The sequence below is a fragment of the Achromobacter veterisilvae genome (assembly GCF_900496975.1).
GTDB classification, from domain to species: Bacteria; Pseudomonadota; Gammaproteobacteria; order Burkholderiales; family Burkholderiaceae_B; genus Achromobacter; species Achromobacter veterisilvae.
Window position 1 is genome coordinate 1 of the sequence record NZ_UFQC01000075.1, and the last position, 11868, is coordinate 11868.

14 protein-coding genes and 1 pseudogene are annotated in these 11868 nt (G+C 70.3%); 12 read left to right on the forward strand and 3 right to left on the reverse strand.

Translation table 11 applies throughout. The features are described 5' to 3' along the window. The first annotated feature begins 206 nt into the window (after window positions 1-206). Together AVE30378_RS31880 and AVE30378_RS31885 are read left to right on the forward strand one after the other, a co-directional pair. Complete coding sequence (locus tag AVE30378_RS31880) at window positions 207-632, forward strand: universal stress protein (protein WP_129247126.1); 426 nt, start codon at window positions 207-209, stop codon at window positions 630-632. A 23-nt stretch (window positions 633-655) separates the two neighbouring features. Beyond that, window positions 656-1084, forward strand: a complete 429-nt coding sequence (locus AVE30378_RS31885; RefSeq protein ID WP_129247149.1) for a universal stress protein — start codon at window positions 656-658, stop codon at window positions 1082-1084. 37 nt (window positions 1085-1121) lie between these two features. Here AVE30378_RS31885 and AVE30378_RS31890 read toward each other — a convergent pair whose 3' ends face one another. From AVE30378_RS31890 to AVE30378_RS31900, 3 genes are read right to left on the reverse strand one after another with little or no spacing between them, the layout of a single operon-like run. Further along, entirely contained in the window at window positions 1122-2501 is a 1380-nt protein-coding gene (locus AVE30378_RS31890; RefSeq protein ID WP_129247128.1) for a sensor histidine kinase, read from the reverse strand. Beyond that, a complete protein-coding gene (locus AVE30378_RS31895; RefSeq protein ID WP_129247130.1) occupies window positions 2498-3160 on the reverse strand; it encodes a response regulator transcription factor in 663 nt (220 codons plus the stop codon). The genes AVE30378_RS31890 and AVE30378_RS31895 overlap by 4 nt, the downstream gene beginning before the upstream one ends. Beyond that, complete coding sequence (locus AVE30378_RS31900; RefSeq protein ID WP_129247132.1) at window positions 3160-3507, reverse strand: PepSY domain-containing protein; 348 nt, start codon at window positions 3505-3507, stop codon at window positions 3160-3162. Before AVE30378_RS31900 ends, AVE30378_RS31895 begins: the two co-directional genes overlap by 1 nt. Before the next feature lie 193 nt (window positions 3508-3700). Here AVE30378_RS31900 and AVE30378_RS31905 point away from each other — a divergent pair, with 193 nt between their 5' ends. The 10 genes and pseudogenes from AVE30378_RS31905 to AVE30378_RS31950 all read left to right on the forward strand — a co-directional run. Next, window positions 3701-4009, forward strand: coding sequence for a PepSY domain-containing protein (locus AVE30378_RS31905; RefSeq protein WP_208742482.1), 309 nt, complete (start codon window positions 3701-3703; stop codon window positions 4007-4009). Between the two features lie 57 nt (window positions 4010-4066). Continuing rightward, a complete protein-coding gene (locus AVE30378_RS31910) occupies window positions 4067-5383 on the forward strand; it encodes a PQQ-dependent sugar dehydrogenase (protein ID WP_129247136.1) in 1317 nt (438 codons plus the stop codon). Window positions 5384-5443: 60 nt separating this feature from the next. Beyond that, on the forward strand, window positions 5444-6148 hold the full coding sequence (locus AVE30378_RS31915; RefSeq protein ID WP_129247138.1) for an SDR family oxidoreductase: 705 nt from the start codon (window positions 5444-5446) through the stop codon (window positions 6146-6148). A gap of 100 nt (window positions 6149-6248) precedes the next feature. After that, complete coding sequence (locus AVE30378_RS31920; RefSeq protein ID WP_129247139.1) at window positions 6249-7814, forward strand: DUF1800 domain-containing protein; 1566 nt, start codon at window positions 6249-6251, stop codon at window positions 7812-7814. A 73-nt stretch (window positions 7815-7887) separates the two neighbouring features. After that, window positions 7888-9252 (forward strand): DUF1501 domain-containing protein, encoded by a 1365-nt coding sequence (locus tag AVE30378_RS31925; protein WP_129247141.1) that lies wholly within the window; start codon window positions 7888-7890, stop codon window positions 9250-9252. Window positions 9253-9532: 280 nt separating this feature from the next. Continuing rightward, window positions 9533-10021, forward strand: a complete 489-nt coding sequence (locus tag AVE30378_RS31930; protein WP_244235202.1) for an REP-associated tyrosine transposase — start codon at window positions 9533-9535, stop codon at window positions 10019-10021. Between the two features lie 88 nt (window positions 10022-10109). Continuing rightward, window positions 10110-10570 (forward strand): annotated as a pseudogene (locus tag AVE30378_RS31935) (GNAT family N-acetyltransferase). Window positions 10571-10667: 97 nt separating this feature from the next. Continuing rightward, on the forward strand, window positions 10668-11036 hold the full coding sequence (locus AVE30378_RS31940) for a COG4315 family predicted lipoprotein (protein ID WP_129247143.1): 369 nt from the start codon (window positions 10668-10670) through the stop codon (window positions 11034-11036). A gap of 28 nt (window positions 11037-11064) precedes the next feature. After that, window positions 11065-11577, forward strand: a complete 513-nt coding sequence (locus AVE30378_RS31945; protein WP_129247145.1) for an RNA polymerase sigma factor — start codon at window positions 11065-11067, stop codon at window positions 11575-11577. Between the two features lies 1 nt (window position 11578). Beyond that, window positions 11579-11868 (forward strand): anti-sigma factor family protein (locus AVE30378_RS31950; protein WP_425265809.1); only part of this gene is annotated, 290 nt, incomplete at its 3' end.

Below are 11868 nucleotides of genomic sequence, written 5' to 3' on the forward strand. Positions count from 1 at the left end.
CGGCTGGAGACCAGCGGCGCCGCCGGCGCCCTGGGCGGGCTGGCCAGCCGCCTGCTCGGCCAGGCGCTGGCCGCGGACACCCTGCCCGAGCGCTGGCGCTGACCGGGCGCGGCTTGACGCCGCGCATTCCCCGCCGGCGGGATTCAGCGAATAATTGGGATACAGTGGACAGCGCCGCCGACCGCGGCGCGCACAAGGAGACGCTCATGAAACGCATCCTGATCCCCGTGGACGGCTCGCAACAGTCCACCCACGCCGTCCAGGCCCTGCTGGACGCCCGCCGCTACGATCCGGTCGAGCGCGTGGAACTCCTCACCGTCCAGGTTCCCCTGCAGGCGGGCAAGATCGGCCGCGGCCTGTCCCAGGCCGAGATCGACGCCTACCACCAGGAAGAAGGCCAGGCCGCCCTGCAGGCCGCCAGCGCCCTGCTGAGCGAGGCGGGCGTGCCCTTCCAGGCGCGCGTCGAAGTGGGCGCGGCGGCCGACACCATCGTCCGCGTCGCCAACGAATCCGACGCCGACGAGATCTACATGGGCTCGCGCGGCCTGGGCTCCGTCTCGTCCTGGTTCCTGGGTTCGGTCGCGACCCGCGTCCTGCACCTGACGGACTTGCCCGTCACGCTGGTCAAGTAACGCATCGAGGAGCATCCATGTCCATGCTGAACATCCTGGTCCCCGTCGACGGCTCCGACAATGCCGACCGCGCCGTCCTGTACGCCCGCCAGCTTGCCCAGGGCGCCGGATCCGCGCGCGTCCACCTCCTGAACGTCCAGACGCCGGTGCAGGGCCGGGCCGGCCTGTCGCGGCTGATCACGCAGGAAATGATCGACGACTTCTACGTCCGCGAAGGCCAGGAAGCCATGGAGGAAGCGCGCAAGCTGCTCGACGTGACCGGCACCGCCCACGCCAGCCACGTCGCGTTCGGCCACGTGGCGACCGAGATCGCCGGCTACGCGCGCGACCACGACTGCGCGCGCATCGTGATGGGCACGCGCGGCAACGGCTCGCTGGCGAACATCCTGATCGGGTCGGTCGCCAATCAGGTGCTGCAACTGGCCGACGTGCCGGTCACGCTGGTGAAGTAACGCCGGGACGCCTTCGGCCCGCGAACCCGGCGCGGCGTCACGCGGCCGGCAGCCACAGCGACACCCGGAGCCCGCCCAGCGGAGAACGCGCCGCGCGCACCTCGCCGCCGTACGTGCCGGCCAGGTCGCGCACGATGTCCAGCCCCAGCCCCGAACCCGGGCGCTGCTCGTCCATGCGCACGCCGCGCAGGAAGATCCGCTCGCGCTCGTGGTCCTCGATGCCCGGCCCGTCGTCATCGACGTGGATCAGCAGGCGCCCCGGCCCGTCCCGCTCCGCCGCGACCCGCACCTGGCCGGCGGCCCATTTGCAGGCGTTGTCCAGCAGGTTGCCCAGCATTTCCTGGAGGTCCTGCTGTTCGCCGCGGAACACCAGGTCCGGCGCGACTTCCGCGCCGTCGATGCGCAGATGGCGCTCGGCGTACAGGCGCCTGAGCGCGCGCAGCAGGCCCTGGGCCGTTTCCGCAAGCGGCGTGCGCCCGTCGGCCGCGCCCGAGGACGCGGCGGCCCGCGCGCGCGCCAGGTGGTAGTCGATCTGGCGGTTCGCCGCGCCGACCTGCTCGCGCACCAGGCCCGCCAGCGCGCCGTCGTCGCGCGCGGCCGCGTTGGCCAGGATGGCCAGCGGCGTCTTCACGGCGTGCGCAAGATTGCCGGCTTGCGTCCGCGCGCGCTGCACGATCTCGGCATTCATCGCCAGCACCTTGTTGAAGTCGTCGACCAGCGGCTGGATTTCGCTGGGAAAACGGCCCTCGATGCGGCTGCTGCCGCCGGCGTTCTGCGCCGCCAGTTGCCGCCGCAGACGGGCCAGCGGCCGCAAGCCGACCACGACCTGCACGACCGCGGCCAGGGTCAGCCCGGCGGCCAGCGCGCCCAGCGCGATCGCCAGCATGTGGTTGAAGCGCCCCATGGGTTCGGACAGCACGGCCCGGTCCGCGGCCACCAGCAGGCGCAGCGGAGCCGCGTCCTCCTCGGCCGGTTTCAGGACGCGCGCCAGCACGGCCAGCTTGCGCCCGTCCGGCCCGGCAATATCGTGGACCTGATCCCCCGTGCCTTCCGCCGCAAATGGCGCCCGCAGCGTCTGGTCCCACAGCGAACGCGAGCGCGCCACGCCGGCCGCCGCCGGCCGGCCGCCCTCGGCCAGCCGGTCGATCTGCCAGTACAGGCCGGACAGCGGCTGCTCCAGCCGCGGGTCGCTCAGCGGCGGGGCGACCACGGGCCGCCCGTCCGCGCCGATATTGACGGCGGCCGTGAGCTGGTTCAGGTGCAGCGTCAGTTCCGCCTGCAACTGCTGGGTGATGTGCTGCCGGAACAGACTGGCCAGGCCCCAGCCCGCCAGCGCCACGGACAGGAGGATCCAGGCCAGCGTGCCGGCCAGCAGCCGCAGCCGCAGCGAACCCGCCGGGCGCCGCTCGGCCGTCATGCGCGGGCCGCCAGGCGGTAGCCCAGCCCGCGCACGGTCTCGATGGTGTCGGGCGGCAGTTTCTTGCGCAGGCGGCCGATGAAGACTTCGATCGTATTGGAATCGCGGTCGAAATCCTGCGCATAGACGTGCTCGGTCAGCTCGCTGCGCGACACGACCTCGCCAGCGCGCTGCATGAGCACCGACAACACCTTGAACTCGTGGCTGGTCAGCGTCAGCGCGCGGCCGTCGACGCTGGCCCTGGCCTGGCGCGTATCCAGCACCAGGGGGCCGCAGCGCCACTGGGCGCTGGCGTGCGCCGTACTGCGGCGCAACAGCGCGCGCACGCGCGCCAGCAATTCTTCCATGTGGAAAGGCTTGGTCAGGTAATCGTCCGCGCCGGCGTCGATGCCGGCAACCTTCTCGTGCCAGTTGTCCCGAGCGGTGAGGATCAGCACCGGCATGTTGCGCCCGCCGGCGCGCCAGCCCTTCAGGACGGTCAAGCCGTCCAGCACGGGCAGGCCCAGGTCCAGCACCACCGCGTCGAACGCCTCCACGTCGCCCAGGTAGCGCGCCGATTCGCCGTCGGCGGCCGCGTCCACCGTATAGCCCGCGCCGCGCAGCGCCTCGGCGAGCTGGCCGGCCAGCGTGGGTTCGTCTTCGACCACGAGTATGCGCATCAGGGCTTGCCCTTGAACTTGATGTCGCGGCCCTTGACGCTCAGCAGCGTGCCGTCGCGCGCGTCGATCTTCAGCTTGAGGATGCCGCCGCCGCTTTGCAGCACCCGGATTTCGTAGATGAATTCATCGTCGTCCTCTTCGAACTCGACCTTGACCACCTGCCCCGGGAAATCGCGCTCGACGATGTCCAGCACCGCGCCCAGCGGCAGCACCTTGCCGGCCTCCAGGGCCTGGCGCGCGCGCTCGTGGTCGCTCTCATCGGCCAGCCCGGCCACGGGCCCCGCGGCCAGCGCGAGCGCCAGCGCGCAGGCCGACAGGGCCAGGCCGCCGCGCCTACGCCGAATCATGCTGTCTTCCACGGTCGCGCAAGGCCGGGCCTCTCTTGAAACGGGGATGGATCAAGCGTCTTTTATACCGCGCAATGGATGAACCCCGCATGAACGGCGGCTTCAGAATGGGTTCATGCGCCGGCCCCAATAATGGCCGCATGGCCGTGGAGACGGCCTTGTCCACCCTGTCAAACCCAAGGAGATATCCATGATGACGCGCATTCAGAAAACCCTGGCGGCCCTGGCGATCGGCGGCTCGGCCCTGGCCGCCGGCGCCCCGGCCTTCGCGCAGGCGGCCGCGCCGCAAGCCCCCGCCGCGGCCGCCGCTCCCGCCCCGATGCTGACGATCCGCCAGGTCTACGACAAGATGGAAGCCGCCGGCTACCGCAACATCTCCGAGATCGAACGCTCCAGCAAGCACGGCTACGAGGTCAAGGCCTACGACCCGCAGGGCCAGCGCGTCAAACTGCGCGTCGATCCGCAATCCGGGGCCGTCACGCGCAGCCGGTTCGACGATTGAACCCATGCGGGCGCGGGCCCGCCTGAGTATGATGGGACATCGTCCAGGAGTCGCATCATGCAGATCCTACGCATTATGGCCGCGGCCGGCCTCGCGCTGGCCACGCTCAGCGCCTGCGGCGAAATGGCCACGTTGCCCGTCGAGGCGGGCATGGGGCCGGCGCCCGAGCTTCCCGCCCCCAACCCCACGCTGATCCCCACCGTCAAGACCGCCCGCGCGGTCGGCTGGCCGGCGGGCGCGCACCCGGTGGCCGCGGCAGGCCTGGAAGTGACCGCGTTCGCGGGCGGCCTGGACCATCCGCGCTGGCTGTACGTGCTGCCCAACGGCGACGTGCTGGTGGCCGAGACGAACGCGCCGCCCAAGCCGGAATCGGCCTCGGGCGGGCTGAAGGCCTGGGTGGCCGGGCTGGCGATGAAACGGGCGGGCGCCAGGACCGCCAGCGCCAACCGCATCGCCCTGCTGCGCGACGCCGACGGCGATGGCATCGCGGAAACGCGCAGCGTGCTGCTGGAAGGCCTGAATTCGCCGTTCGGCATGGCCCTCGTCGGCCGCTGGCTGTACGTGGCCAATGCGGACGCCGTGATGCGCTTCCCCTATGAAACCGGGCAGACCCGCATCGACTCGCCCGGCGAGAAAGTCACCGACCTGCCGGCCGGCATCAACCACCACTGGACCAAGAACCTGCTTGCCAGTCCCGACGGCGGCAGGCTGTACGTATCCGTGGGGTCCAATAGCAACGTGGCCGAGAACGGCATGGACGCCGAGGAAGGCCGCGCGGCCATCTGGGAGATCGACGTGGCCAGCGGCGCCAAGCGCCTGTACGCCACGGGGCTGCGCAACCCGGTGGGCATGGCCTGGGGGCCGGACGGCAAGACGCTGTGGACCGCCGTGAACGAACGCGACGAACTGGGCAGCGACCTGGTCCCCGACTACATGACCTCGGTGCGCGACGGCGGTTTCTACGGCTGGCCCTACAGCTACTTCGGCCAGCACGTCGACACCCGCGTCGCGCCGCAGCGGCCGGACCTGGTGGCCCGCGCCATCGTCCCCGACTATGCGCTGGGGCCGCACACCGCCTCGCTGGGCCTGGCCTGGTCCGGCGGCGCGAGGCTGTCCGGGCGCTACGCCGACGGCATGTTCGTGGGCCAGCACGGTTCCTGGAACCGCGATCCGCGCAGCGGCTACAAGGTCATCTTCGTGCCCTTCGCCCAGGGCAGGCCCGACGGGCCGGCGGTCGACGTGCTGACGGGCTTCCTGAACGAAAGCGGCGAGGCGCAGGGCCGGCCGGTGGGCGTGGCCGTCGACCGCCAGGGCGGCCTGCTGGTGGCCGACGACGTGGGCAACACTGTCTGGCGCGTCGGCGCCCCGCGCTGAGCTTTCCGCCCGCGCCGGCCCCTACAATGGCCATCCCGAGCATTCCACACAGGAGCGAGCATGAGCACGGAAAAAGTGGCGATCGTTACCGCTGGCGGCAGCGGCATGGGTGCGGCGGCGGCGCGCAAGCTGGCGGCCGACGGCTGGCGCGTGGCCATATTGTCTTCCTCCGGCAAGGGCGAGGCCCTGGCGCGGGAATTGGACGGGCTGGGCGTCACGGGCTCGAACCGGTCGCCCGACGACCTGTCCCGGCTGGTCGACGCCACCCTGCGGAAATGGGGCCGCGTCGACGCGGTGGTCAACAGCGCCGGCCACGGCCCCAAGGGCCCGCTGCTCGAGATCAGCGACGACGACTGGCACCTGGGCATGGAGTTCTATCTGCTGAACGTCGTGCGCATCGCGCGCCTGGTCGCGCCGGTCATGAAGCGGCAGAAATCCGGCGCCATCGTCAATATCTCCACCTACGCCACCTTCGAGCCCGAAGCGCTGTTCCCGACCTCGGGCGTGTTCCGCGCCGGACTGGCCGCCTTCACCAAGGTGTTCGCGGACGAGTACGCCGAACACAACGTGCGGATGAACAACGTGCTGCCGGGCTTCATCGACAGCCTGCCCGAAAAGGAAGACCGCCGCGTCCGCATCCCGATGGGCCGCTATGGCACGGCCGAGGAAGTCGCGGACCTGATCGCCTTCCTGGCGTCCGACGCCTCGTCCTACATCACGGGCCAGAACATCCGCATCGACGGCGGCATCACCCGGTCGGTGTGAGCCTCCAGCTTTTGGACTAATCCCTCATCCGAATGACGGTATTGAAGCCCGCCCGGGGCTTCGGTACCGTAGGTTTTCGCATTCGACGAGGTGCCTGCGCATGTCCGCTACGCCGTCAGCGGCTGCGCAGCAGTCCGCCGCCCCCCCGCTCTCCCGCCCCACGCCCGGCCAGGCCTCGCGCTTCCTGGCCCAGGCCACCTTCGGCCCCACGCCCGCCGACATCGACGCCGTGGCGCGCGACGGCTACGCGGCCTGGCTGGACGCGCAACTGGCGCTGCCGCCGTCGCAGACGCATTTCGACTGGCTGCTGCAACAGGGGAAGAACACCGAGGCGTTCAAGGGCAACGGCATCAACGCGCCGCTGGAATCCACGCTGTGGCGCAAATTCATTACCGCCCCCGACCAGGTCCGCGCGCGGGTGGCGTTCTCGCTGTCGGAGATCTTCGTCGTCGGCGTGTCGTCCATCACCGCGTCCTGGCCGCTGTTCGGCGCGGCCGGCTTCATGGACCTGCTGGCCGAGCACGCCCTGGGCGACTACCGGGAATTGCTGACCGCCGTCAGCCGGAACCTGTCGATGGGCTGCATGCTGACCTACCGCGGCAACCGCAAGGAAGATCCCAGGACCGGCCGCCATCCCGACGAAAACTACGCCCGCGAGATCATGCAGCTCTTCAGTATCGGCCTGCTGGAACTGGAACCCGACGGCTCGGTCAGGATGGTCGATGGCGCGCCCGTGGAAACCTATACCAACGCGGACGTGCAGGGACTGGCCAAGGTCTTCACCGGCTGGGACATCGACGGCCCGGAAACCGACGTGGAATTCCACCGCCGGCCGATGGCGCTGAACAATGCGCTGCACTCGATGGCCGAAAAGCGCTTCCTGGGCGCCGTCATCCCGCCCGGCACCGATGGGCGCCTGTCGCTCAAGCGCGCCATGGAAGTCATCAGCGCCCACCCGAACGTGGGCCCCTTCATCGGCACGCAACTGATCCAGAGACTGGTCACCAGCAACCCCAGCCGCGCCTACGTACGCCGCGTGTCGGCCGCGTTCGACGACGACGGCGCCGGCGCGCGCGGCAACCTGAAAGCCGTGGTGCGCGCCATCCTGCTGGACCCCGAGGCGCGCAACCCGGACCTGGGCGCGCCCGACTGGGGCAAGGTGCGCGAACCCATCCTGCGCTTTTCGGGGTGGGCCCGCGCCTTCGAGGCGAAATCCACCAACGGCGCCTGGGCCATGCCCGACACCACCGACAACACGATACGGCTGGCCCAGAGCCCCATGCGCTCGGCCAGCGTCTTCAACTTCTTCCGCCCCCGCTACGTGCCGCCGGTCACCGAACTGGCGCGCCGGCACCTGGTGGCGCCCGAATTGCAGATCACCGATGAAACCAGCGTCGCCGGCTACCTGAACTTCCTGGCCATCTACGTCGACCGAGGCTGGGAAGACCTGCAAACCCCGTACACCGCCGAGATCGCGCTGGCGCGCGACCCCGCGGCGCTGGTGGCGCGGGTGACGCTGTTGCTGGCCGGAGACGCCTTCTCCGCGCAAACCGCCGCGGCCATCGCTCGGGCCGTATCCACGATCCCGCCGGAACGGCCTCGCGACCGGGTGCGCGCCGCGATCACGCTGGTGGCGGCCAGCCCTGAATACTTGGTGCAGAAATGAAGAGAAGAGCCCCCCTCGCTGCGCGAGCTTGCTGCCCCCCGAGGGGGCCCTTTATCCGCTGGGCTGCCCCGAGATGAAAGGCACCCGCCGCGAATTCCTGCTGCGCGCCTGCGCGCTGGGCGCATCGGGCGCCGCCGCGCCGCTGGCGCTGAACCTGGCGGCGCTGGGCGCGGCGGCGGCGCAATCCGCGCCGGCGTCCTACAAGGCGCTGGTCTGCGTCTTCCTGTACGGCGGCAACGACCCCTACAACTCCGTGGTTCCCTACGACGCGGCCGCATACCGGGCCTATGCCCAGGCGCGCGGCGACATCGCGCTGCCTCGCGACCCCTTGCAGGCGACCGCGCTGCGCGGCACGGAACCCGCGCCCGGCGGCGCGCAGTTCGCGCTGGCGCCGTCGCTGGCGCCGCTCAAGCCGCTCTATGAGCGCGGCGACATGGCCGTGCTGCTGAACATCGGCCCCCTGGTCGTGCCGACGACGAAGGCCGAATACATCGGCGCGCGCGTGCCCTTGCCCCCGAAGCTGTTCTCGCACAACGACCAGCAATCGTACTGGCAGGCGCTGGCCCCCGAAGGCGCGTCCTCGGGCTGGGCCGGCAGGCTCACGGACCTGTACGCCGACGCCAACGCGCAGCGCACGTTCACGGGCATCACCGCGGGCGGCAGCACCGTGCTGCTTGCCGGCCGCCGGGTCGCGGGGTATCGCGTCGGCATCCACGGATCGACGCGCATGGACCTGCTGACCCGCGACCTGTACGGATCCAGCGACTGCACGGCGCTGTTGCGGCAATTGATCACCCAGCCGCGCGAGCACCTGATGGAACGCGAACTGTCGCGCATCGCCGCCCAGTCCATCGACGCCGACACGCAGTTGCGCGCCGCGCTGGCGGACGTGGCGGTGCCCGGAGATTTCGAGTCGCCCCTGGCCCAGCAACTGAAGATCGTCGCCCGCATCATCGGCGCGCGGCAGGCGCTCGGGGCGCGGCGCCAGGTCTTTTTCGTCTCGCAGAACGGCTACGACAACCACGCCGGCCTGAACGACGCCCACCCGGCCCTGCTGCGGGAACTGGGCCAGGCGCTGGCCGCCTTCCAGCAGGCGCTGTCGGCCATGGGCGTGGCCGACCAGGTCACGACCTTCACCGCGTCCGAGTTCGGCCGCACCCTGGGATCCAACGGCAATGGATCCGACCACGGCTGGGGCTCGCACCATTTCGTGCTCGGCGGCGCCGTCAGGGGCGGACGCTATTACGGCCAGCATCCCGAGATCGCGCGGGACGGCCCCGGCTTCGTCGACAACGGCCGCCTGCTGCCCACCCTGGCGGTGGACCAGCTTGGCGCCTCGCTGGGCGGATGGTTCGGCGCCAGCCCCGACGACCTGCGGCTGGTGTTCCCGAACCTGCGGCGCTTCGACGCGGACGCGCTGGCGTTGTTCGAAGCATGAGGGGGGAGTTCTTTGTATTTGGGTGGGGCGTAGGATGGGTGGAGCGCGAGAGTTCTTAAGCAAGAAAACCGCTCTCCAGCGCGCGCAACCCATGCGGCCGTGGGCAGACAGTGCCCGGCATCGGCCCAAAAAACAATCTGCCCACGGCCGCATGGGTTACGCGCGCTGGAGAGCCGGGTTTTTCTTCCGAGGATCTCGCGCTCCACCCATCCTACGCCCCCCGGTCATCCGCAGTAGATCGATTCGTCACCGCCTGCGCCGCCGGTCCGCTGGAAAGCCTATGCTGGCCTGGATGACTTCCTATAGACGCCTTTATCTGCCGGGCGGCACTTACTTTTTTACCGTGGCCGCGCTCCCACGCGGGACCCGGCGCCTCGTCGAACGCGCCGAGCTGCTGAAAGCCTGCATCCGCGCGGAGCAGCGGCTCGCGCCGTTCTCCATTCTGGCCGCCGTCATCATGCCGGACCACCTTCACATGGTCTGGCGGCTACCGGAAGGCGACAGCGACTACCCGAACCGCTGGCGGCGGATCAAGGCCCGGTTCTCGCGCGCGCTGCCGCCGCATCCACCCATCGTGACGCGGCGGGGCCGCGGCGAGCGCGAGATCTGGCAAAGGCGGTACTGGGAACATGCCGTCCGCGATGAAGCGGAATTGGCCGCTTGCATCGGCTATGTCCACTCCAACCCGATCAAGCATGGCTATGCGGAACGGCCGGAGGAATGGCCGCATTCCACGTATCTCGCCTGGAGAGAACGCCAACGGCGATGAAGGATCTCTTGGCGAGAGCGGCCCGGCAGTTCTATAAACTGGATTACCGGGCCGGATCCGGCCGGCTCCCTCCACCGCCAACGCCCCCATGACTTCCCCCGCCCTGACGCTACGGCCCGCCACCGACGACGACCTGCCTTTCCTGCTTGCCCTGCGCAAGGCCACCATGACGGAGCACCTGCGGCGCGCGGGCGCGCCGGACGATGACGAGCACCATCTGGCCCGCATCCGCCATCGCTTCGACGATGCCCGGATCGTCTGGGCCGCGGACCAGCCCGCCGGCCTGTTCAAGACCTCCCGCGACGCCGATGCCTGGCGCGTGGTGCAGATCCAGATCGCCCCGCCTTCCAGGGCCAGGGACTCGGACGGCGCCTGCTGGTCGACCTGCTGGAGCAGGCGGACGCCCAGGGCGCGGCCGTCACCCTGAGCGTACTGCGGGGCAATCCCGCCCGCCGGCTCTACGAGTCGCTGGGCTTCACCCCTGTCGAGGAGAAAGGACCTGAAACTGAAATGCGATACGACCCCGGCGCAGTCCGGCCGGCCCGCTGACCCTTTGCAGGTTATTTCGGCCCGCCGGGAATAAACCCGAAACGGCCGGCGTCTGTAGAGGGCAGTCCCCCAACTTCCCCTATCTACGAGGCACACCATGCGCAACCACACCGCCGCAGCCCTGGCCCTTGCCGCCGCCGCCCTGTTCTCGGCCGGCGCCCAGGCACAGGCCGTCAAGACCCAGGACGGCATCCTGGTCAACAGCGCCGGCATGACGCTCTATACCTTCGACAAGGACGCGGGCGGCAAGAGCGCCTGCAATGACCAGTGCGCCAAGATCTGGCCGCCCGTCATGGCCAGCGCCGACGCCAAGCCCATGGGCGACATGACCGTCATCACCCGCGACGACGGCACCAAGCAATGGGCCAGCAAGGGCAAACCGCTGTACACGTACGCCAAGGACGCCAAGGCCGGGGACAAGGCCGGCGACAACTTCAAGGAAGTCTGGCACGTGGCCAAGCCCTGAACCGGCGCAGCACCCGCCGCCGCAAGCCATGCGCGCCGACGACGAAGCCCTGATCCTGGCCTGCATCCCCAGCCTGCGGCGCTATGCCCGCGGGCTGACGGGCGACCCCCACCGGGCCGACGACCTGGTCCAGGACACGCTCGAGCGCGCATGGAGCCGCTATTCGCGCTGGCAGCGGCGCGGAGAGCTGCGCGCCTGGATGTTCGGCATCATGCACAACCATTTCATCGACGGAGTGCGCGCCAGCAGCCGGCGGGCGGACCAGACCGCCCCCGGCGAACTGCCCGACGCGCCGGTGCGCGCCACCCAGACCGACCGCCTGGAGGTGCGCGACCTGGACCGCTGCCTGCAAACCCTGCCCGCCGAGCAGCGGGAAGTCCTGCTGCTGGTGTGCGTGGAGGACCTGTCCTATCAGGAAACCGCCCAGATACTGGACGTGCCGATGGGCACGGTCATGTCGCGCCTGTCGCGCGCCCGCGAAAAGCTGGGCGCGCTGATGCAGGGGCGCGACGCCGTCAACCGGCTCCACCGCGTGAAATGACATGAACGACAAACGCCTCCACCCGGTGCCCGGCGCGGGCACCCCCATTACCGAAGCCGACCTGCATGCCTACGCGGACGGCCAGTTGCCGCCTGCGCGCCACGCCGAGGTCGAGGCCTTTCTCGCCGCGCACCCGCAGGACCAGACCCGGGTGGACGACTGGAAGGAACAGCGGCGCGCGCTGCACGCTTTGCTGGATCCCGTGCTGGACGAGCCGCTGCCGCTGCGCCTGCCCCTGGCGCCGCCCGCGCGCCGCTGGCCCTGGCGCGCGCTGGCCGCCGGCGTGGCGGT

Excerpts from the sequence above, each read along its gene's own strand:
- AVE30378_RS31890 (WP_129247128.1), bottom strand. The coding sequence starts at position 2,501 with ATGACGGCCGAGCGGCGCCCGGCGGGTTCGCTGCGGCTGCGGCTGCTG.
- AVE30378_RS31945 (WP_129247145.1), top strand. The coding sequence starts at position 11,065 with ATGCGCGCCGACGACGAAGCCCTGATCCTGGCCTGCATCCCCAGCCTG.
- AVE30378_RS31915 (WP_129247138.1), top strand. The coding sequence starts at position 5,444 with ATGAGCACGGAAAAAGTGGCGATCGTTACCGCTGGCGGCAGCGGCATG.
- AVE30378_RS31930 (WP_244235202.1), top strand. The coding sequence starts at position 9,533 with ATGCTGGCCTGGATGACTTCCTATAGACGCCTTTATCTGCCGGGCGGC.
- AVE30378_RS31925 (WP_129247141.1), top strand. The coding sequence starts at position 7,888 with ATGAAAGGCACCCGCCGCGAATTCCTGCTGCGCGCCTGCGCGCTGGGC.
- AVE30378_RS31900 (WP_129247132.1), bottom strand. The coding sequence starts at position 3,507 with ATGATTCGGCGTAGGCGCGGCGGCCTGGCCCTGTCGGCCTGCGCGCTG.
- AVE30378_RS31905 (WP_208742482.1), top strand. The coding sequence starts at position 3,701 with ATGACGCGCATTCAGAAAACCCTGGCGGCCCTGGCGATCGGCGGCTCG.
- AVE30378_RS31940 (WP_129247143.1), top strand. The coding sequence starts at position 10,668 with ATGCGCAACCACACCGCCGCAGCCCTGGCCCTTGCCGCCGCCGCCCTG.
- AVE30378_RS31880 (WP_129247126.1), top strand. The coding sequence starts at position 207 with ATGAAACGCATCCTGATCCCCGTGGACGGCTCGCAACAGTCCACCCAC.
- AVE30378_RS31895 (WP_129247130.1), bottom strand. The coding sequence starts at position 3,160 with ATGCGCATACTCGTGGTCGAAGACGAACCCACGCTGGCCGGCCAGCTC.
- AVE30378_RS31885 (WP_129247149.1), top strand. The coding sequence starts at position 656 with ATGCTGAACATCCTGGTCCCCGTCGACGGCTCCGACAATGCCGACCGC.
- AVE30378_RS31920 (WP_129247139.1), top strand. The coding sequence starts at position 6,249 with ATGTCCGCTACGCCGTCAGCGGCTGCGCAGCAGTCCGCCGCCCCCCCG.
- AVE30378_RS31910 (WP_129247136.1), top strand. The coding sequence starts at position 4,067 with ATGCAGATCCTACGCATTATGGCCGCGGCCGGCCTCGCGCTGGCCACG.